Genomic DNA, 20,783 nt, shown 5'->3' on the forward strand with positions numbered 1-20,783 from the left:
CCAGGATATCCTCATAATAGATGTTTTTCCGCATAAAATGTATTATGTACCCAATAAATACAGGGAGGATTTATCTTGTTAAAAATTTTGGATAATAATTATTATGACTTAATAATTAGTAATACCCTGGTTCCTTCCTATGATACTGGAAATAATATCACCTTTTTAGATATAAGGGATTCTCTTCTGCACGTACCTGTCACTACCGTTGATCCCTGTGATTTAGGCCGTCAGCCCTATAGGAGTTTTCCCTTTCTCTACACACCAACTGCTACGACCAGCCTGGAAAAATCCGGCATCACAACCGTTCAGAGAAATCCTTTTCTGGCTCTGTTTGGAAGAGGCGTCCTGGTGGCTGTCGTTGATACCGGAATTGACTACAGTCATCCTGCCTTTAAATATAATGATGGAACCTCACGCATTCTCACGATATGGGACCAGACAGAACAAACAGGTACGATTCCTGATACCTTTACATTCGGTTCCGAATACAGCAGGGATCAAATCAACGCCGCATTAAGTTCAGAGGATCCTTTGGCCATTGTCCCCACAACGGACCCCGTCGGACACGGAACGGCTATAGCCAGTGTTTTAGCAGGTACCCCAAATGAGGCCGAAGCCTTCAGTGGTGTCGTACCTCAGGCTGATCTTGTCATCATCAAGTTGAAAGAAGCAAAACAAAACTTAAAAAATATCTTCTTTGTTCCGGAAAGCACTCTCTGCTATCAGGAATCCGATATCATACTTGGCATCCGTTATGCGTTTTCAATTTCAGTACGGTTTAACCGCCCCATTGTAGTATGCGTTGCTTTAGGAAGCAGTCAGGGAGGCCATGACGGCAGATCCTCCATTGATAGCTATATCGATTACCTCACATTGCTGCCTGGAATCGATATATGCGTCTCCGCCGGCAACGAAGGGAACAATCAGAGGCACTACTTTAACGCCACTAACGAAGCTCCTTACTATAATGATTTTGAACTAAGAGTGGGGGCCAATGATAAAATGCTTTCCATGGAGATCTGGTCATACGCTCCGGCAAGGCTGTCCGTAGACATCTCTTCTCCGAACCGTGAATCCACACAGCCTGTATTTCCTACCTTCAATCAATGCAGAAGGTTCAGTTTCATATTTAACGAGACTGTCATCTATGTCAACAACTTTATATTTGAGGAAGCAAATGGAGATCAACTCATCCTTCTGCGTTTTAACAACCTCATTCCCGGAATCTGGTACCTGCGGGTACAGAATATTGAAAGTGAAGGCTTTGCTTTTCATTCCTGGCTGCCTTCCGGAGATCTGATCTCAAGAGATACATATTTTCTCAATTCAAACCCTGATACCACCATAACCTCTCCTGGAAATGGAAGGCATCAGCTGACGGTAAGCGCTTATAACGATGCGACAAACGGCATCCTGCCGGAATCCAGCAGAGGCTATACAAGAATCGGTGAGATCAAGCCTGATCTGGCCGCACCGGGCTTCGAGCTCACCTGTGCGGTCCGTGGCGGCCAATATGGAACGGTAACAGGTACCGGAGCAGCGACGGCACATGCGGCCGGAATCGTTGCCATGGTGCTTGAATGGGCCATTGTCAGAGGCAATTACCCCCGCATGACCGGAAATAATGTGAACCGCCTCTTAATTAGCGGTGCAGTACGCAGCAGCTCCTTAGTTTATCCAAATAACATTTGGGGATATGGGCAGGTGGAAGTAAACAGACTTTTTGAGCGGCTAGCCAGCCTTTAAAAACCACAGGAAACATAGAAAATCCAGGAGCCCGATGACGCATAAGGGCTTCCTGGCTTTTATTTATTGGGATATTTTTCTTTCTTTCTGATGCGAATATCATCTCCATAAAGAGGGATTACCGTATAGCGGCTGATCAGTCTTGAGGTCACACGTTCCGTATACCGGTCCCTCAGCTCATTTATGGGATGGTTGGTGGATATGATCGTGGACCTGGAAGAATTAAGCCGTTCGTTGATGCAGTAAAACAATTCGGAAGATGTGAAGCTGTTATTAAGCTCTGTACCCAGATCATCAATGATCAAAAGATCGCAGTCCAGAATATACTGGTACATCCCTTTCATATCTTCTTCATCCTGGTAATCGAACCGGTTCTTTGAAAATACCTCAAATAAGTCATTGGCCGATAAGTATATCACGGAATAATACCGGTCAATCAGTTCCTTGGCGATGCAGTTTGTTAAGAACGTTTTACCGACTCCTGTAGGGCCTGTAAACAGCAGGTTTCCATGTTCCTCGGAAAATCCCTTTACAAAGCTTTTGCAAGTCTCCACAACCTGTCCCATATACTGTCTGACGGTCCTGTTAAGAACCGGAGCCACCCTGGTATCATCAAAGTATTCATAGGAAAATGTATCGAAATTTTCCACTGCAATAATCTGTTCAATGTTTGACTGCGCGTAAAGATATTTCATTTCAGATTGGCGGAAACAGTGGCACTTGGTACCATCTGCGTATCCTGTATCTTTACAATCCGGGCACCGGTAACGCATCTCCATATAGTCCGCTGAATAACCGGCCGCCTTTAAAAGTACACTTTTCTGTTCTCTCAAGTCTGCAATTTCATTTCTTAAGTCCTTAAGGGCTCCCTTGTCCCCTTCAAGCAGCCTGCGCGCACTGGCCACTGCACTGGTGCTGATGAAATCATCAAGCTCTTTAATAACCGGAATCCTGCGGTATACTTCCGCAATCCGCTCTTCCTGTTCATGGCGGTTCTTAAACTGTTGCTGTCCATATGCCCGCATGATAGCATCGTACTGTGAATTGCTCAGCGCCATAATTACCTCCATTCATCCTGCTGACCTTATGTAATATTACTGCCGCTCCGTTAATTGCTTTAAAACAAGGGCATCATAATCAATCTCTCTTTGAGGGAAATTCTGAAACTGGTTCTGTCCCCTTCTCCCCTTAGAGCTCTGAGCCTGCTTATTATCACCGCTTTTTCCTGATTTATGTTCTCCGCTTCTCATACGGTCCGCATACTGTTCGTCCAGCTTCCTGACTTCTTCCATGGAGCGTACCCCGGCTTTTTTCCAGCCCTCTAATATTTTGTCCGCATACTGAAAGCTGGGCGCATGAGTGGCCGCCAGTGTCCGGTTACAGGCTTCAACGACCAGTTCCCTGGCAAACCCATAGGCACGGAACCACCTGTCTATGAAGTCCTTCTCAAGATCTCCCGGTTTTCTGTCATTTAATCCAAAGGCTTTCATAACAGCAAAGGAATCCTTGGTAAAGGTAAGGGCAAAGCTCTTGGCATCCTCCACGGTCCGAAACCCTTTTTCATGCCAGCTGATCGCCACCGTTTCAATATAGCGGATGCTGCTGTGACCGCCCTGCACACAGTATTCTACCACGTATTCCAAAAGCTCAGACGGCATGTGCAGGCCGTCATACAGATAGGCGAACACCTCGCACTCCCTTTGGGTAAATACCTTATTCATGTATTTCTGGGCAATATAAAGAAGCTGGGAAAAATCCTCATCTCCGGCCAGACCGCTTATCTTTTCTGGGGAGTAGACCATACGGCGGCCGGATGGTGCAGGTTTCGCTTGTTCCTTTGCGGTCATTCCGGAACAGGCTGTTTCTGATGCTGCTGGGGATACTTCCGGTTTGACTGGAACGCCTTCTTTTAGGACTCCGGCATTCTTCCAGTATGATAAGGCCCGCGCTACATCTGCTTCTGTATGGTTTAACGCATCCGCAATCATGGAAACGGTAATTTCTTCTCCTTCATGGCGCATTAAATATAAATATTCTTTTATGTATTCTCCATTGGCCGCTGCCATGTATTCGTCAATGAACTCATTGGTAATGACTGTAACGTTGATCTTGAAACTGCTTTTAATATTCAATGTCATAACCCTCACCTTTTTTATATAGCTGGTCCGCAGTGCAGCGAGAGAAGCCTGTGGCTTCTCTCGCTCACGGGCTTTCGCCCTATGAAATAGGCAATGGGAAGATTTTCTAATATGCAAGCACAACGAAAATCTTCCCGTGCCCTATCTCACACTGCTCATTGCCTTCGTGAATATCATACCACAGGTCTTATTAAAAGAAAATAGCGGTAGTTATCCACTATTTGAATTGTGGATAATGTGGATAATGTGGAAACCAGGTATACATAAATAGGATTTCTCTTCCGAATCATGTCGATTTGCTGATAAAACCGAGATTCCTTAAATTGTGAGACTATAAATTATGTAAATTAAAAAATCCACATAGCTTCTTAACATAAAATGTTGAAAACTATGTGGATAATGTGGATAACTATAAGCCTAAAAGCTTTTCCCCCACTTTTACAATGTCTCCGGCCCCCATAGTTATCAACAAATCACCGTGTATACAATTTTCTAAAATAAATGTTTCTATCTCATCAAAGGATGATAAATAATGGGCTTTTACACCTATTTTCTCGATTCTCTCCGCAATATCCCTGGAACTGATTCCTAAATCGTCCGCTTCACGGGCCGCATAGATGTCCGCAAGGATCACCTCATCAGCCAGAGACAACGCCTCTGCAAATTCATCCAGAAATGCTTTTGTCCTGGTATACGTATGAGGCTGGAATGCCACCCACAGCTTTTTATGGGGATAATGCTTTGCCGTTTCCAGAGTTGCCCTGATTTCCTGAGGATGGTGAGCATAATCGTCAATGATGGTGATGCCTGACATTTCTCCCTTTTTCTCAAAACGCCGGTTGGTGCCTGTAAAACGCTTCAGTCCTTTTTTAATCAGCTCCAGGTCGATTCCCAGCTCTGTGCAAACGGCTGCAGCCGCCAGGGAATTATACACATTATGTTCTCCCGGAACACCAAGTGTTACGGTATCCACAATCATTCCGTCCACCTTTAAATCATAAGTAGCCCTTGCCAAATCGTCAAAACGGATGGCTTCGGCCTGATATCTGCTTCCCGGTTTCTTACCAAATGTAATCACGTTGCATGGAAGCCCCTGGGTAATCTCCTCCCTGCTCTCAATGTCATTGTTTATCACCAGAGAACCGTTTGGGGGAAGTTTTTCTGCAAAAAGGCGAAAAGAGTGGCGAATATCCTTAATATCTTTAAAGAAATCCAGATGATCTGCCTCTATGTTCAGGATCACCTCCATGGTAGGGAAAAAAGACAGAAAGCTATTGGTATATTCGCAGGCTTCTGTTACAAACAGTCTCGGGCCTCCTACCCGGATATTGCCGCCAATGGAGTTTAAGATTCCGCCTACTGATATGGTGGGGTCTGTTTCAGCTGCCATAAGAATCTCAGTGATCATAGATGTGGTGGTGGTCTTTCCGTGGGTTCCTGATACGGCTATGGAGTTCTCATAATTTTTCATCATCTGTCCAAGGAGTTCTGCACGGCTTAGTATGGGAAGTCCTTTTTCTTTAGCCCTTGCAAATTCCGGATTATCGGGATGGACGGCAGCGGTATAGACAACCACGTCAATTCCTTCTTTAATATTCTCTGCCCGCTGTCCATATGCGATCGCTGCACCCTTTGTCTCTAAATGGCGTGTCAGCCCTGAACTCTGGGAATCTGACCCAGTAACGGTAAATCCCTCGTCAATGAGAATTTCCGCCAAACCGCTCATGCTGATTCCGCCTATTCCAATAAAATGAATTGCCTCTGGTTTATGAAAATCAATTTGATACATGCTTTTTCCATCCTTAATTTTGTTTTCTGTATTAATGAATGCCTTCTTTTACTGCGTCCTTTCTTATTATATAAGAAAGCACAGAGAAAATCTACAATTTAATTACAATCAAAAAATATGCACCTTACAGATTTTATGTTCTGTAAAGTGCACTTTATGACACAGTCCTTATGATCCCAGGGCAATCTTTGGCATCTCTTCCACCATGTTGCCGCTGCTTACCTGCGGCATTCCGATTGCTGATACCATCAGGTAAAGCATCTCCTTATAGCTTCGGAAAGGCTGCTCCACCCTGCCTTCCCGCCAGTAAATAATGCCCTGCCATGTAGAATGCTCACGAAACATGACTTTAATTGAAAAAGTTGCAGTCTGCCCGCCTCTTCTGCACATGGAACAGGCCTCATTGGAAATCAGACGCCCATACTTGACTCCATACCTTGGAATTTTTTCCTTTGAAGCCCTGATATCCATAAAATTTCCCAGGGTTCCTGCCAGATCAGCCAGAACATCATGCCGTTCCGTTAAGTCAGCAGGTATATTTTGATAATTTCCCATGACCCGTCCGGACTCATAAGCATCAATAGCCACATGGAAGGAATTCAATGGTTCCCCTTCCTGTCCCATCAGGAAGTCTCCTCTTAACATCTTGTTCATTAAGAGAATTAATTGAAGCATGCTTTCAAATGACTCCTGCCTGTCTCCATCCTCCCAATGGATCAATCCCTGCCAGCTGGCATGGTAACGATACTGTACATATATGCGGAAGGTACTCCGTTTTCCCTTTCGTTCTTTCTCTTTGCTGATCCTCGTCACAAAATCTGGAGGATTTGTCCCGGGAAAGTGACGCATTTGAAATGTCTGTTTCGGACAACTCATGGAATCAAATATACGGTCCATATTTAAAATCATCTCCAGCATACTGCCGTATTGGATCCCCTGAGAATCATCACAATGAAACATAACTCCCTTAACGCTCCAATTGTCGCATTCATCCACTGCTACAGTGATATACCGGTCGGTACCGCGAACTACACTCACTCTTCCTTTTGTCATAATTTCCACCATCATCCTTGTGTTATGATATAATTATAAATGAAGGCGGTTACAATTTGGTCACATTTTCCAGTTTTGATTAAAATTTATACAACGATTGTAACCTGCCTTTTGATCTAATGTTATGAGGGAAGAAAACACTCTCTATGAATATACATCTATGGAATATTTTTGCTATCGTATAAAAAGAAAGCTTATTCAGGCTGCTTATTACAAGACACCTGAACAAGCTCAAATGTAGCTCTTAAATGCATGAAGCAATGCTGCGGCACCTAAAAATCTCTAGGTCTTATTTATCCGACAAGAAACGCCCGAATATTACATGCCTGTAATTGTTCAGCACGCCAAGCAGTATGTTGCCAAGGATTCCAATTACAAGAATCTCTCCTATTCCCACTGTTAGCATCGCATACCAGATAATATCCTCTGAGCCGTAAGCGTACCGCAGAACCCATGGGATGATAATGGTATTTGCCAAAATCGGCGGAAGGCATACCAGCCACCTGTTTTTCCGAAGCTTATAGGAACCGATTGCTCCGATCAGGGTTGCAAGACTTCCGAAAATCACATCCAGGGTTGCCGCTCCGCATAATAAATTTGACAGAAAGCAGCCAATGAACAGTCCAGGAATTGCTGCCGGAGTAAAAAATGGCAGAATACAGAGGATCTCTGAAATTCTAAACTGGATGGGGCCGAAGCTGATAGGTGCGAAAACCATGGTCAGCACAGTGTAGACTGCAGCAATCGCCGCTGAAAAAACCATAAAATAGGTTTTTTCTGAAGTTTTGTAATGCATATTCATTTCTCCTTTAGTTTTGTTTTAGGTGTGGAAGGTCTCGAACACACCGGTCGTTGAATGCAGATGGTCCTTGATATGTAGAAAAATCAAGGGGTCTGCGACCTTATTGCATAAAAAAGTGTAGCACAAAATACGTTAAAAGGCAAGTAATGACTCAAAATTTGTAACGGAAATAGTCCATTTTACAGAGGATGTATGAAAGTACAAATGGATGATATATAAAAGTAAATGATATTGACATTTTTTTATTTAAGGCATATGATAATACATAGAAAATATTCTATGTGAGGTTGTACTATGGAAGAAAAATACATTGAGAATGCCAAAATTTTAAAAGCTTTGTCCGACCCAAAACGATTGCGCATTGTTGATATGCTTTCTTGCGGAGAACTTTGTGCCTGCAAGATTTTAGAAAAGTTTCATATTACCCAACCGACCCTATCCCATGATATGAAAGTATTGATAGACGCTGGTTTGGTAAAAGCAAGGCCGGAAGGCAAATGGATATATTATTCATTAAATGAGGAACACCTAAAAACTTTTTATCAGCAGTTAGGAAAGATATTCACTTCAAGCCCCGATTGCATATGCCATCGTAAAAGCAGTGATATATAATACATTGCTGTCACCGCTGTTGTCGGTGTCATGTTCCCAAAGGGAAATTTGGCATCGACAAAAAAAGTAATCGAAACATAGAAAATATTCTATATGACAAAAGCAAAATTCTATGAAACTAATAAGCAAACAGATATGAATATGGAACGCTTCTTCACGAGACGCGATTCTAAATAAATTCAATGAAAGAAGGTAACTTTATGAAAACAATGCAAATCTTTGAACCTGCTATGTGCTGCTCGACTGGGCTTTGCGGAGTAGGGGTTGACCCCGAACTGCTTCGTATCTCTACTGTACTCGATACGTTGAAAAAACATGGCGTAACCGTTGATCGTTTCAATCTCAGCAGTGCACCAATGGAGTTTGTGAATAATAAGGCCGTGAATGACTTCATCAACGAAAAAGGTCCAGACGGCTTGCCCGTTACCGTGATGGACGGAACAATCATTTTGACCGGAAAATATCCCACCAATGAGGAATTTACAGAGTGGCTGGGCCTGCCTGCCAATCTGCTGGGAAAACCAGTGAAAAAAGCGCAGGGAAATGATGGCTGCTGCTGCAAAGGAGGCTGCTGCTAGAGTGAAATTATTTGACCCTTATACTATAAAACTTACAAAGTATCTCTTCTATACCGGCAAGGGAGGCGTTGGAAAAACCAGCGTTGCCTGCGCCACCGCTGTTTCGCTGGCAGACAGCGGAAAACGAGTGATGCTGATCAGTAGCGACCCGGCATCTAATTTGCAGGACGTTTTTTCCATGGAGTTAACAAACAAGGGGACTCCGATTCCCGTCGTGCCTAATTTGGCAGTGGCGAATCTCGACCCGATTCAGGCTGCTGCTGAATATCGGGAAAGCGTCATTGCCCCTTACCGCGGCAAACTTCCTGGCGCTGTTCTCGCTAACATGGAGGAACAGCTTTCCGGCTCCTGCACCGTGGAGATTGCTGCGTTTAATGAATTTTCCAATTTTATCACAGATGGTAAGATACAACAGGAATATGACCATATTATTTTTGACACCGCACCCACGGGCCACACTCTGCGTATGCTCCAGCTCCCGTCCGCATGGAGTAATTTTATCAGCGAAAGCACTCATGGTGCGTCCTGTTTGGGCCAGCTTTCCGGTCTGGAAAGCAAAAAGGCGATTTACAAGCAGGCTGTGGAAACTCTGGCAGACGGGAACCTGACCACATTAATCCTTGTGACACGCCCTGAGACAGCACCGTTTAAAGAAGCGGCGCGGGCTTCCGGCGAACTTTCTTCACTAGGGGTTCTCAATCAAATGCTGGTTATCAATGGGGTGCTGACTGAACACAGCGACTCACTTTCTTCCAGCCTGTATGAGAAGCAGCAAACCGCACTTCATGCAATGCCGGAACGTTTGCAGACGCTTCCGCTCCATATGGTGCCCTTACGTGCCTATAACGTCACAGGACTTGAAAATGTGCGTGCCTTACTGAATACCGACCATGTAACTGTACACAATGAAACGCTGAACTGCGTTCATGTTCCTGCGTTAACTAATGTGATCGACGAACTGGCAGCAAGCGGCAAGCGCGTTATTTTCACCATGGGCAAAGGTGGAGTTGGAAAAACTACTGTTGCCGCTGCAGTGGCGTTGGGCCTTGCAAAGCGTGGAGAAAAAGTTCATCTTACGACCACCGACCCCGCCGCACATCTGAAATTTGTACTGGACGAAAACTGCGGCGTTTCTATGAGCCATATCGACGAAGCCGAAGAACTGAAGAAATACCAGTCTGAAGTACTTTATAAAGCTCGTTCATCTGGTATGAGCGATGGGGATATTGCCTATGTTGAGGAGGATCTGCGTTCCCCCTGCACACAGGAAATTGCTGTGTTTCGTGCCTTTGCAGAAATAGTAGATAAAGCTGACGACCAGGTAGTGGTAATTGATACGGCACCTACCGGTCATACCTTGCTTTTACTGGAATCCACCCAAAGTTACAATCATGAGATCGAGCGGACAAAAGGTGAAATCCCGGAATCAGTGAAGAAGCTTCTGCCAAGGCTTAAATCTGATGAAACCGAAGTCCTTATTGTGACCCTGCCAGAAGCAACACCTGTTTATGAAGCATTGCGTTTGGAGGACGATTTGAAGCGGGCAGGCATATCCGCTCAGTGGTGGATTATCAATCAATCCTTGTACGGCGCGGATACCGCCAATCCCATGTTGGCAGCAAAGGCGGCAAATGAGGTTGAATGGCTTAATCGTGTTGATGAACATGCCGGCGGTAAATTTGCATTAATTACATGGAGTGCCGAAGAAATCAAAGGGGACCGTTTGTTAATGCTATAGCAAACTCTTTTCAGAAATCCCGCCGTTGCGTATAACCAACGGCGGGATCTTCTTAGGGGTAATCTTTTTTATTTATAATGAGCCGTTCCGCACTTTTTCCAAAGAAATGATAGCCGGAACCACCCTCGCTGATGATATCAAGCACTTCATCGGGCTTCGTAACCAAAACACCGCCCATTGTCGTGACCCCTCGCTGAAAAAAGGCATCCGGAAGCATGCTGGCCGTCGGCCCTGTGACAATCACTTGGGCACCCGGTTTTATCATGTTAAGTAAATCCGGCAAGGTGTCATTTAGTACGGTAACACCTGTAATAACCAAAAGATCAGCCTCAGGAATATAGCTTGATGCATCTTCCGGATGCGCATAATGCTCAAGCTCTTTTCCTTTTAACGTACGGTTATCCATTTCAAGTACCTTGAAGTCGGCCTGGGCGGCAATCAGTTTTTTCAAAATGGGAACCAAAGCACCCACGACTACACTCTTTCCTCCTTGGGGAATCTGTACGTCATCAAAGGCATCCACCCCTGTCTGGAGTTGATATCCTTTTGCCGCTCCATTTTGCCAGCAGGTTGCGGACAGCGCATTCAAGGCTGCAATTGCCAATGTCTTTCGAAGAATATTGGAATGGTCCAAATCGGATAGATAATCGGCTGCGCTTCGGCCCCTCAGCTTACCGGATAAAGGCATTGCCTTGGCAGAACTGGGACAGCACACAGCCTCAGGAATTTCCTTAACCGGTGTGAAACACAGTCCTCCCATACCATTACTTAGCTTTACTCCTGAAAAAAACAGTCCGAATACCGCTCGTTCCACAGTAATAGTTTCCAAATCACTGCCCAAGTAGTTTTGCACAAGCCAAGCAGTTTCTTTTAACAAAATATTTCCCATAAAATACACCCTTATATTTTTTATTACAATCAGCAGTTTCTAAATCTTCAGCAGCATTCCTTCGAGTATGCGTTCGATTTCTTTTCTTTTGTCCACAACATATATATGTTCCCCGATTTCATGTACAAAAACCTCCGGAGATTCCTTAGGCGCACGCCTTGTAATAGAAACACCTAACAGCTGGTTACCTCCGCCAGCCAAATACCAAAGCGGGATATCTTCCGGGCTGTTGCCCGCCGCAAGGCTGATTTCTCGGTCGGGCAAGATCAACCTTGCTATTGCTGTTACAAGAGCAGTTTCCCATGGAGAGCAACGTGGGTGTGCCTGAAGTGCCGTTCCCGCAAAAGGCATAAAGCGGGAGATCCTAACCTGATATAGTTCACGAAACTGCTTTAGATAAAACAATTGGGCAATTCGGTCCTCATCGCTTTCTCCCAGTCCTACCAGCATCATAGTGCGGCTAGGCATTGCAAGCTCCTCGCAGGTTTCAAGAAGCCGCTGACGCCGGTCGAGACTGTCACCGGGCTTCACGACGCCAAATATTTCAGGATTGGTGCATTCCAGTGAACTGGTAACACTCTCTACCCCTAAGCGCTTTAGTTCCAGGACCGCTTGATCAGAAAAAGAAGGTCCCAGGTTCACTTCAAGCTGTAAGCTGGAATGCTCGCGGATTGTCCGCACCATAGCAAGAAGCGGTTCCTCAAAACCACCGTTTAAATCGGTTCCCCCGCTGATATGAAATTGCCGGATGCCCATATTTTCAATCAGCTCCAATCCTCTTAAAAGAGCGTCTATGGGAAAATGATCTTCCGTAAAAAAGCTGCAATAAGAACAGCGCGGAACCACATGACAAGGAAAAATACCACCGGAACCGGAAGTCCACCATAGTTGATCGCCGAGCATCTGCTTTCTGTTTTGACATGCACGCCGAAACAGGTCAAATGCAGCTTCAGGCTGATTTAAATTTCGTGCATTCTGCATCAATGCCAATGCTTCCGTAGGAGTAAGGCCGTGTTCCACGTTAATTTCTCCTCTCCTCATCCGGCAGTTCATACAGCAGATCCGCCTCGATCACATCGCCTTTCTGATAACCCTCCAGGCCTACCGGTATCACCATTCTTGCATTACAATTCATTGCCTGTGAAAACCGGCTGCCCCATGACAGAGGCTCTGCGCAGAATCCGTCCGCAGTTTTATATACCTTTAGCCGCAGGTAAAACTCATAGGGTGCAGGTTTATGCACCTCCTGCAGCAAAACCGCCGTCACCTTCTGCGGGGGCAGCATAGCCCGTCCCTGTGCCCGGTAAATCAGTGCCCGGACACACCAATCCAATGCGCAGAACGCAGCAAAAGGCGGACCTGGCAGGTTAATAACCGGCTTACCGTCTACAATAGACAATGCGACCGGAATTCCCGGAATGGACTTTATACCGTGCTGCAGAAAACTGCTGCGCTCTTTAAGCAGCCAAACGGTATGGTCTTCGCTTCCCTTGGAAGATCCCCCGTTAATCAGGATAATGTCCGCATGCTGCAACGCATTGGTTAACGTTTCATCCAGCAGCTTCCGATCATCGGGAAGTATTGGATAAGTCCGGATAACCGCGCCCCATTCCTCCAGATATCCGTTGATCATCAGACCGTTGGTTTCCACATTCTGTCCGCGCTGCGGCTTTTCCCCAGGGCGGACCAGCTCGTTTCCTGTAGGAATATAAGCGACCACCGGTTGCTTTACCACCTCAAGCTGTGAGATGCCGCCTGCCGCCAATATACATAGCTGCAGAGGATGCACAACAGCCCCCTTTTTAAGTATAAGTTCCCCGGTACACAGCATAGAGCCCTGCGCGCTGACCAGCTGCCCTTTCACGATTGGCGCTTCAGGCACAATGGAAAATGTGCCCGAAGCGTTATAAACAAGGTCCTCGACCTGAATAACAGTGTCAAATTCATCGTCAAAATCGTCGCCGGTATCTGCCATTGCATAATCTAAATCTTTTTTCCACGCAGAAGTGTCCGGGACACCGTCCGTAAAATCCGCGAAGCGTACGGCGATTCCATCCGCCTGCGCACTGCGGCATACAGGCAGAGTATTCTGTGAAAAAACATCCCGCGCGCAGATTCTGCCCCTCGATTGCTCCAACGGTAAAATTTCCGTTGCAATATCCGGAGTCCATCGTGCCATTAAAGCATGAATCGCCTCAGCCCTTGTTATAAAGTCTCCGCTGTCTAAATACATCCCGCCCCCTCTTACTTTCCGTCAATAATTTCTGAAACCTGTGCATCGCTCATCTCATAAAGGAAGAAATGACTGTAAAAGTATTTGATTTCCTTGGATAGCTCATCCCGGCTCATAATTTCAGGATAGAGCTTATTCATTGCCCAAAAGATGGTAAGCGGCTGCTCTACCGTGCGGTTTCCCCAGACATGTGCAACGGTAGGTGTCACATAAAGAGCGTTATCCTTTACCGCGGTAATATTAGCAAAACGGCTGTCCGCCTCAATTTCTGCAATTTGTGATTTAGCAGTAAGAATCATGACCTGAGGATTCCATTTCAGCAGATCTTCCAATGTATAGGTCAGTGTATCCTCCTTGCGTCCGTCGTCAGTTACGCTGATACCACCCGCCTGCGCAATCCACCACTCAGCAATTTTATGTGGCTGGGTGAGTGTGGTAACGCTGCCGTATAGTACCGTTTTCTTATCCGTAATGTCTTTGGTCAGCTCCTGGGCCCTGGCTAACTTCTCGTCAAAATATTTTATGTAATCATCAGCAGTTTCCTGTTTATTCAGCACCTCGCCCATCAGTGAGACTGCCTTTTTTACATCGTCTATCTCCGACCACGCAAGATAAACTGCGCTGATTCCGTTCTTCTCAAGCAGCTCTGCGGTTTCCTTTGTCATGGTAAAGCAAACGTCCGGTTTCGTTGCAAGAACAGTTTCCATCGCAATCTCTTTATTGGCTTCGAAAAGAGGAGCACCCTTAATTTGAGGCGCAAACTCGTACTGCAGCTTCCAGCTATCATTTTTTGTAAAGTTTTCCGGCATATCATTGCAGATTTTAGAGCCATCTCCCATTAGCTCCACAAAGGCGTTAAGGACGCCAACGGATCCAAAGGTACCAATTTTTTCAACTTGCGCCGGAATAGTAACCGTACGGCCTGCCATATCTGTTATTGTGCGTTCGGCATCCGCAGCCGATTCGGCTGTAACCGCCTCTGAAGATGCAGCCTCCGATGTGACCGCTGCTGCAGAAGATGTCGGTTCTGTTTGGACCGCTTTCTGTGAACAGCCCGTAATGCTGCCCAGCAGAAGCACCCCCGCCAAAAGTGATGCAACTGTTAGTTTTACTGACTTCATAACTACTTCCTCCTGATTTAAATTTAATTATCAAAGCATAAGCGGAACGCAAACCTTAACTGCGTGTCCGTCCATGTTGATGTCTGTTTCGGTGACACGAACAGGTGTCTGATAGAGCGCGGAAAGGGAATCACTGGTGACCACCTCTTCCGGTGTTCCCTGGGCCATAATATATCCGTCCTGCATCATCACGACCCGGCTGCAGGCAAGAAAAGCATGCTCGGGAAAATGAGAGGTCATCAAAACGGTATACCCCTGTGCAGAGAGTTTTTTGATCACACGCAGCATCTTAACCTGATTGCCGTAATCGAGATTGGCAGTAGGCTCGTCCATAACCAAGATATCAGACTGCTGTGCCAAAGCGCGCGCAACCAGCACCATCTGCCTCTCGCCGCCGCTCAGTTCCTGAAACAGCGTATGTTCCAGTTCCAGAATCCCCATGCGTTCCATCGATTCCCGGGCAACGGAGCGGTCTTTTTCGGTGGGCGAGCCTCCCAAAGAAAGATGGGAAAGCCTTCCCATCAAAACAACCTCAAAAGCCTCGTAGGGAAATGTGATACCGCTGGACTGGGGCACATAGGCCATCATGCGTGCGCGCCGGCGCGGGGAAACGGACGATGACATTTCTTTTCCGTCAATGCGTATGCTTCCGGATTTCATTTTGCCAAACCCCAGCAGGCACCGCAACAATGTGGTCTTCCCGGTTCCGTTAGGACCAAGCAGGCAAAGAATATCCCCTTTATTCACCTGAAAAGTAATGTCTTCCAAAATCATCCGCTCCGGCTTATAAAAAAAGCTGATGCCATTCACTTCAAGCATTACGCCCACCCCTTTCTCACGCGGTAGAGAAGCAATATGAAAATCGGTGTACCTATTAAAGCGGTCAGTACGCCCAGGGGCAGTTCGACTCCTTCAATTCCGCGTACAACATCATCGATTGCCAACAAGAAACAACCGCCAATTAAAAAGGAAACCGGAGCCAGTCTGGAAAAGCTGGAACCGCTGATCATACGGGCGATATGCGGCACCACCAAACCCACCCATCCGATAATACCGCTGATACTGACAGCTGAAACGGTCATCAGCGTGGAAGCAACCACCACAACCAGCTTGGTAAGAGGCACGTTCACGCCCAAAGCAGACGCTTCGTCCTCTCCTGTGGATAGCGCATTGATCTGGTGGCGGAACAAAAACAGCAGTACCGATGAGATAATAACGGCCGGCAGCAAAAACAAGACCTCACGACCGGATCCTCTTCCGAGGCTGCCCATCAGCCAAAAGGTAATGGAGGGCAGCGCATTGTCGGTATCGGCCATAGTTTTTACAATAGAAAGCAGCGCCTGAAACAAGCTGGAGACCACAAGTCCTCCAAGAATCAGAACCGTAATTGCCTGACGTCCGATTGCACAGCCTATAAAATAGGTCAATACCACTGCCGCCATTCCGAAAGCAAACGCGCATAGCTGAATTTCCCACCAGGATGCATCATTGACCATTGCCAGTGCCGCCCCAAAGCCTGCGCCGGCAGATACGCCCAGAATATCCGGAGATACCATTGGGTTTTTAAACAATGTCTGATAGCTTGCTCCTGAAAGCGAAAGTGCTCCTCCTACAAGGATTCCAAGCAAGATACGCGGCAGACGCACTTGTAAAATTACAGTCTCCAGTGTTTCTTCCCAAACAGGTTCAATCGGGAATATACGGGAAAGAATTATTTCCCATACCGTTTTAGGCGGTATGGCATACCTTCCCACCAAAAAGGATAAGGAGAAGGCCGCCAGCAGCAGCATGCTTAGAAATAAAAGAATCACCGCAAAATACCGGCGGTCTGTTTTTCTCATATGTAATCCTCCTGCTTTTTAACTTTTCGTTATTCTCACCTAAGAATAACGAAAGAAAAAATATATAATCGTTAACAACAAGTAACGATTCTTTTCTAAATTATACAATATCTACATTAAAATATCAACTGACATAAAAAATTTATTTAGTCTACCTAAAAAAATTTGGTTATCAAGTGATCCTTTCCATATAGAGTATACCAAGTGACTTGTCTATTGACATTTTACATCATATTCCAGAAAAGGAATTAGACATTTTTCCCAACATAAAGTATACTTAAATTCGCAGACTTAAGCGAAGTACAAAGGAGAAGTGATAATGAAAAGTATAAAAACTAAAATACTGCTTAGCATGGCTTTGACAGTATTTATTTCCCTATGTGCAGTGGGAGGTACCAGCATTTATTTAAACTATTCCAGCATGATCGGGACAATGAACCAGACCATGACGGAACTGGCACGCACCGCCTCACAGCGGGTTTCAAAAGAACTGGATATCTATAAAAATATTGCCTATGAAGTCGGCAGCATTGACCGTCTTTCAAGCCCGGGAACCAGTGTGGCAGATAAAAAAGCCATCATGGACCAGAAGGCAAAAGCCCACGACTTCCAGCGGGGAAACATACTGGGAGCAGACGGAGTCAGCTTATTTGATGGAAAAGACTATTCTGACCGGGACTATTTCCAAAAATCCCTAAAGGGCGAGACAGCGGTATCCGATCCTTTAATCAGTAAGGTCACTGGACAGCTTACCATTATAATATCCGCCCCATTGTGGGATAAGGGAATTCCAGATTCCAAAGTAGTAGGCGTCGTGTACTTTGTCCCTACTGAGACTTTTTTAAATGACATCGTTGCCAGCATAAAGATAAGCAAAGGAAGCAGTTCTTACATACTGAACAGAAGCGGCGGTATCATAGCCGATGTGGATATGGAGAAAGTAATCAATGTGACAAATACCCAGGAAATCGCAAAGGCAGATCCCGGCCTGGCCGCCCTTGCCGCTCTTGAGAAAGGAATGACCGAAGGGGGGAGCGGCTTTGGCCGTTACAACAAGGGGGGAGTAAACGAATTTCTTGCATATGCACCCATTGAAGGGACCGATGGCTGGAGCTTCGGCCTCAAAGCTCCCATGACGGACTTTATGGGAGCGACCATAACCGGAATCGTCATATCGGTAATACTGCTCCTCGCAGCACTGACTGTGGCCGGAATCATATCTGTTGTCCTTGCCGGAAAAATCGGAAATCCCGTAAAAGCCTGTGCCGAACGCTTAAAAAGGCTGGTGCAGGGCGATCTGGAATCTCCGGTTCCTGTAATCAACAGCCAAGACGAAACTGGTGTGCTGGCAGAAGCTACCCGGGAACTGGTGGACGGATTTAAAATGATCATCGGAGATGTAGATCATATTCTCAATGAGATGGCAGAAGGCAGCTTAACAGTTTCTTCCAGCTGCGAATCCGCCTATGCAGGAGGATTTGGCGGGATTCTTCAGGCCATGACCCAGCTGCAGTCCAGGCTCAGAGATACTCTTTTAAGGCTCAGCCAGTCCTCTGAGGAGGTAGCATCCGGTGCGGAACAGGTATCCGCAGGGGCGCAGGCCCTCTCCCAGGGAGCGACAGAGCAAGCCAGTTCCGTAGAAGAGCTGGTGGCTACCATAAGCCTTATTTCTTCTCATGTGGATTTAAATGCCAAAAACGCAGAGGAAGCCACGCTCCAGGCTAAGGAGACTTCAGCCCAGCTGGAAAACGGTAAAGAACAGATGAAGAGAATGACCGATGCGATGAACGAAATCAACCATACTTCCAGTGAAATCGGTAAAATTATAAAAACCATCGAAGATATTGCCTACCAGACCAATATCCTGGCTTTAAATGCAGCGGTTGAAGCCGCCCGTGCCGGAGAAGCAGGAAAAGGCTTTGCCGTCGTTGCCGACGAAGTGCGCAATCTTGCATCAAAAAGCGCAGAGGCCTCAAGAAATACCGCTTTCCTCATAGAAAGCTCTGCCCAGTCGGTGCAGAAGGGAACGGGAATCGCCGGTGAAACAGCGGATTCTCTGGAACGGATCGCAGCCTCTTCCGAAAAAATGGCTTCCCTGATATATGATATCACCGAAGCCTCCCAGGAACAGGCAAGCTCCATTGCCCATGTGGCCCTGGGAATCGACCAGATATCCGGCGTTGTGCAGACCAATTCCGCTACGGCAGAAGAGAGCGCAGCCACCAGCGAAGAGCTCTCCAGTCAGGCCCAGATCTTAAATGGTCTGATGGACCAGTTCCGGTTCTAATTCACACAAAACCGCTTCATAATGAATGATTAAAGGCAAATTAATAATCATCATTCATTATGAAACGGTATTTTTTTATACGGATATTCACTCTGCCGGCTCAAGGGCCAATCCTTTATCAGAATGAATGATCCTGTAGATTCCTTCCTGTCCGGAAAGGCCAAAATATTTTTTCAGCAGATGTTTTGCTTCCCCATCGCTTTCAACCATAACGAGATAATCATAGCTGTTTAACAGATTGATCAGATTATCCTCATAAAACGCACAAATTCCGTCTACATTGGAGGCGTAAAGCATGTATTTCCCAATGTATTGCAGATAATAATCCGTTACCTGGCTGTCCGCATCCGATGCATAGAATAAATACCTGCTTTCATCCACCCTTCCGCGGGAATACCAGCGGTCTCCGGTCACTTGATATACCTTGTAAGGCAAAGTCGTTTTATAAGAACGCCGGATCGTCTGCATGCCATTGTATTCTGACAACAGAATGGTTATGGCTAACGCTATAAAAATAATGACACCCTTTTGATACCGGTCCTTGCTTTCCACGGTTTTAAACGCCTGGTAAGCCGGCAGCTCACCGGTTTTATAATAAAAAGACGTTTCAATATCAACGGTTGCGCAAAGCACCAGCCCCCCGGCAAACAAAACCACGATACTGGATGCGTAACGTTCAAACCCTGCCAACCGGAGGGCTTCGTCAATCGGCATGGAGAAAATATAAAGCCCGAGTATACCAAGATAGTAGCCCATAAGAACAACATCTAATGCGATCAGAGCCTTCCATAGATTCCAGCTTTTCTTTAATAGAAAGGCCGCAAATACACTGGCTGTTATGGCAGCCACATGAAAACCCAGAATTCCCATCGCTGGACGGCTGGTGATATCAAAGACTGATTGAACAAACAGCGCAACGATCTGATGTACCTCTTCCGGACTTTTTCCACCGGAAATGCTGCGGAGGCTGTCTGCGGAAACTTCAAACTTGTTTTCTACTCCCTGGAATTTTACTGCCATGTGGATGTTCCATAACAGATATGGAAGGAACGCAGTTCCAATGGATAATATTACAGCCATTCCATTCTTCCAAAAAGGTTTATACCTGTTCTTTAGCCAGATATAGATCAGAAAGAAAAATCCGATCCCCCCAAATATGACTCCGGTATTTTTTATTATCATTAGAAGCCCCGCTACGGGTATGATGCTGATACAGGCCTTTTTTATTTCCCATTGATATCTGTATATCATCACAAATAACACAAAGGTATATATGGGTAGTAGAAAATCAACCAACAGATTGGTGACCCGTATGGTAATGTTAAATATCGACAGCAGGGAACAGCCTGCAGACATAAAAGCAAACAGCAGAAACCGCTTTTTTTCCGTGATCACTCCGAACATGGCATAGAAGCAGGCAAAGATAAGAAGTCCCTGGGCCGCCAGCATAATCCCCTGGGAATTTCCAGCGAAACGGCAAATAAAATATAGAAACGAGGAAGAACCCAAGGGATAATTTTTAAAGTCAATCAAAGCAGATGAAGCATCAGGAAATGCATTGGTGCTGAGCATCTGCTTAACAACGATGGCCCAATGCGAAAAATTGTCGTAGTGTATCAGCCTGCTGGTCAGCAGCAGCTGAAAGAAGAACAAGCTTCCAACAGCAAACCCCGCCTGGAACAGGGAAAGGCGAAAACTTTCATAGGACCGATTCCTGATCCTCCATATTAAAAAGAAGAAAAACAGAATAACTCCTGCAACAAGCACTGATGCTGATCCTGGCAGCAAAAAGCCGGCCAACCCGCAAAAATAAACGATACAGGCAATGGCTGAGCAGACAAAAACAGGAGCGAATTCTGCCGGAAGCTTAAGCTTTTCCTTTGTAAACATCATATAGCCGGAAAGGGAGCACAAAAGTGCCGCCACCATTATCATATGGATCACTCCACTCAT

17 protein-coding genes are annotated in these 20,783 nt (G+C 45.9%); 5 read left to right on the forward strand and 12 right to left on the reverse strand.

What is annotated here, in order from left to right:
• The first annotated feature begins 75 nt into the window (after nt 1-75).
• Nucleotides 76-1,749 (forward strand): S8 family peptidase, encoded by a 1,674-nt coding sequence (locus tag RT269_RS06135; protein WP_313181269.1) that lies wholly within the window; start codon nt 76-78, stop codon nt 1,747-1,749.
• Between the two features lie 59 nt (nt 1,750-1,808).
• Here the strand turns inward: RT269_RS06135 and RT269_RS06140 are convergent, their stop codons facing one another.
• The 5 genes from RT269_RS06140 to RT269_RS06160 form a co-directional block, all read right to left on the reverse strand.
• On the reverse strand, nt 1,809-2,807 hold the full coding sequence (locus RT269_RS06140) for an ATP-binding protein (protein ID WP_313181270.1): 999 nt from the start codon (nt 2,805-2,807) through the stop codon (nt 1,809-1,811).
• 36 nt (nt 2,808-2,843) lie between these two features.
• A complete protein-coding gene (locus RT269_RS06145; RefSeq protein WP_313181272.1) occupies nt 2,844-3,887 on the reverse strand; it encodes a DnaD domain protein in 1,044 nt (347 codons plus the stop codon).
• Nucleotides 3,888-4,296: 409 nt separating this feature from the next.
• The gene (gene murC / locus RT269_RS06150; protein ID WP_313181273.1) at nt 4,297-5,676 is read right to left on the reverse strand and encodes a UDP-N-acetylmuramate--L-alanine ligase; all 1,380 of its coding nucleotides are present in this window, start codon (nt 5,674-5,676) and stop codon (nt 4,297-4,299) included.
• 168 nt (nt 5,677-5,844) lie between these two features.
• On the reverse strand, nt 5,845-6,729 hold the full coding sequence (locus RT269_RS06155; protein WP_313181274.1) for a hypothetical protein: 885 nt from the start codon (nt 6,727-6,729) through the stop codon (nt 5,845-5,847).
• A gap of 289 nt (nt 6,730-7,018) precedes the next feature.
• Nucleotides 7,019-7,525 (reverse strand): QueT transporter family protein, encoded by a 507-nt coding sequence (locus tag RT269_RS06160; RefSeq protein ID WP_312428463.1) that lies wholly within the window; start codon nt 7,523-7,525, stop codon nt 7,019-7,021.
• 300 nt (nt 7,526-7,825) lie between these two features.
• Here RT269_RS06160 and RT269_RS06165 point away from each other — a divergent pair, with 300 nt between their 5' ends.
• The 3 genes from RT269_RS06165 to arsA all read left to right on the forward strand — a co-directional run bounded on the left by RT269_RS06165 (nt 7,826) and on the right by arsA (nt 10,459).
• The gene (locus RT269_RS06165) at nt 7,826-8,143 is read left to right on the forward strand and encodes an ArsR/SmtB family transcription factor (RefSeq protein ID WP_313181275.1); all 318 of its coding nucleotides are present in this window, start codon (nt 7,826-7,828) and stop codon (nt 8,141-8,143) included.
• Between the two features lie 200 nt (nt 8,144-8,343).
• Nucleotides 8,344-8,721, forward strand: coding sequence for an arsenite efflux transporter metallochaperone ArsD (gene arsD, locus RT269_RS06170; protein ID WP_313181277.1), 378 nt, complete (start codon nt 8,344-8,346; stop codon nt 8,719-8,721).
• Nucleotide 8,722: 1 nt separating this feature from the next.
• Nucleotides 8,723-10,459 carry an arsenical pump-driving ATPase gene (arsA, locus tag RT269_RS06175; RefSeq protein WP_313181278.1) on the forward strand — a complete coding sequence of 579 codons (1,737 nt, stop codon included), beginning with the start codon at nt 8,723-8,725 and terminating at the stop codon, nt 10,457-10,459.
• A 52-nt stretch (nt 10,460-10,511) separates the two neighbouring features.
• On the opposite strand, the gene RT269_RS06180 is transcribed toward arsA, so the two are convergent.
• Genes RT269_RS06180 through RT269_RS06205 form a run of 6 tightly spaced genes read right to left on the reverse strand, consistent with a single transcriptional unit; the run spans nt 10,512 to nt 16,543 of the window.
• Nucleotides 10,512-11,348: a DUF364 domain-containing protein gene (locus RT269_RS06180; RefSeq protein WP_313181280.1), complete on the reverse strand. Its 837-nt coding sequence runs from the start codon at nt 11,346-11,348 to the stop codon at nt 10,512-10,514.
• Nucleotides 11,349-11,387: 39 nt separating this feature from the next.
• Nucleotides 11,388-12,401 (reverse strand): radical SAM protein, encoded by a 1,014-nt coding sequence (locus RT269_RS06185; RefSeq protein ID WP_313181281.1) that lies wholly within the window; start codon nt 12,399-12,401, stop codon nt 11,388-11,390.
• Nucleotides 12,370-13,581: a molybdopterin molybdotransferase MoeA gene (locus RT269_RS06190; protein ID WP_313181283.1), complete on the reverse strand. Its 1,212-nt coding sequence runs from the start codon at nt 13,579-13,581 to the stop codon at nt 12,370-12,372. The genes RT269_RS06185 and RT269_RS06190 overlap by 32 nt, the downstream gene beginning before the upstream one ends.
• 11 nt (nt 13,582-13,592) lie before the next feature.
• A complete protein-coding gene (locus RT269_RS06195; RefSeq protein ID WP_313181285.1) occupies nt 13,593-14,702 on the reverse strand; it encodes an ABC transporter substrate-binding protein in 1,110 nt (369 codons plus the stop codon).
• Nucleotides 14,703-14,732: 30 nt separating this feature from the next.
• Nucleotides 14,733-15,521, reverse strand: a complete 789-nt coding sequence (locus RT269_RS06200) for an ABC transporter ATP-binding protein (protein ID WP_313181286.1) — start codon at nt 15,519-15,521, stop codon at nt 14,733-14,735.
• A complete protein-coding gene (locus tag RT269_RS06205; RefSeq protein WP_313181287.1) occupies nt 15,521-16,543 on the reverse strand; it encodes a FecCD family ABC transporter permease in 1,023 nt (340 codons plus the stop codon). Before RT269_RS06205 ends, RT269_RS06200 begins: the two co-directional genes overlap by 1 nt.
• A 319-nt stretch (nt 16,544-16,862) precedes the next feature.
• Here RT269_RS06205 and RT269_RS06210 point away from each other — a divergent pair, with 319 nt between their 5' ends.
• The gene (locus RT269_RS06210; RefSeq protein WP_313181288.1) at nt 16,863-18,830 is read left to right on the forward strand and encodes a methyl-accepting chemotaxis protein; all 1,968 of its coding nucleotides are present in this window, start codon (nt 16,863-16,865) and stop codon (nt 18,828-18,830) included.
• An 87-nt stretch (nt 18,831-18,917) separates the two neighbouring features.
• Here RT269_RS06210 and RT269_RS06215 read toward each other — a convergent pair whose 3' ends face one another.
• Nucleotides 18,918-20,783, reverse strand: coding sequence for a hypothetical protein (locus RT269_RS06215; protein ID WP_313181290.1), 1,866 nt, complete (start codon nt 20,781-20,783; stop codon nt 18,918-18,920).

The organism is Lacrimispora sp., assembly GCF_032078915.1.
In the GTDB taxonomy this organism is placed as follows: domain Bacteria; phylum Bacillota; class Clostridia; order Lachnospirales; family Lachnospiraceae; genus Lacrimispora.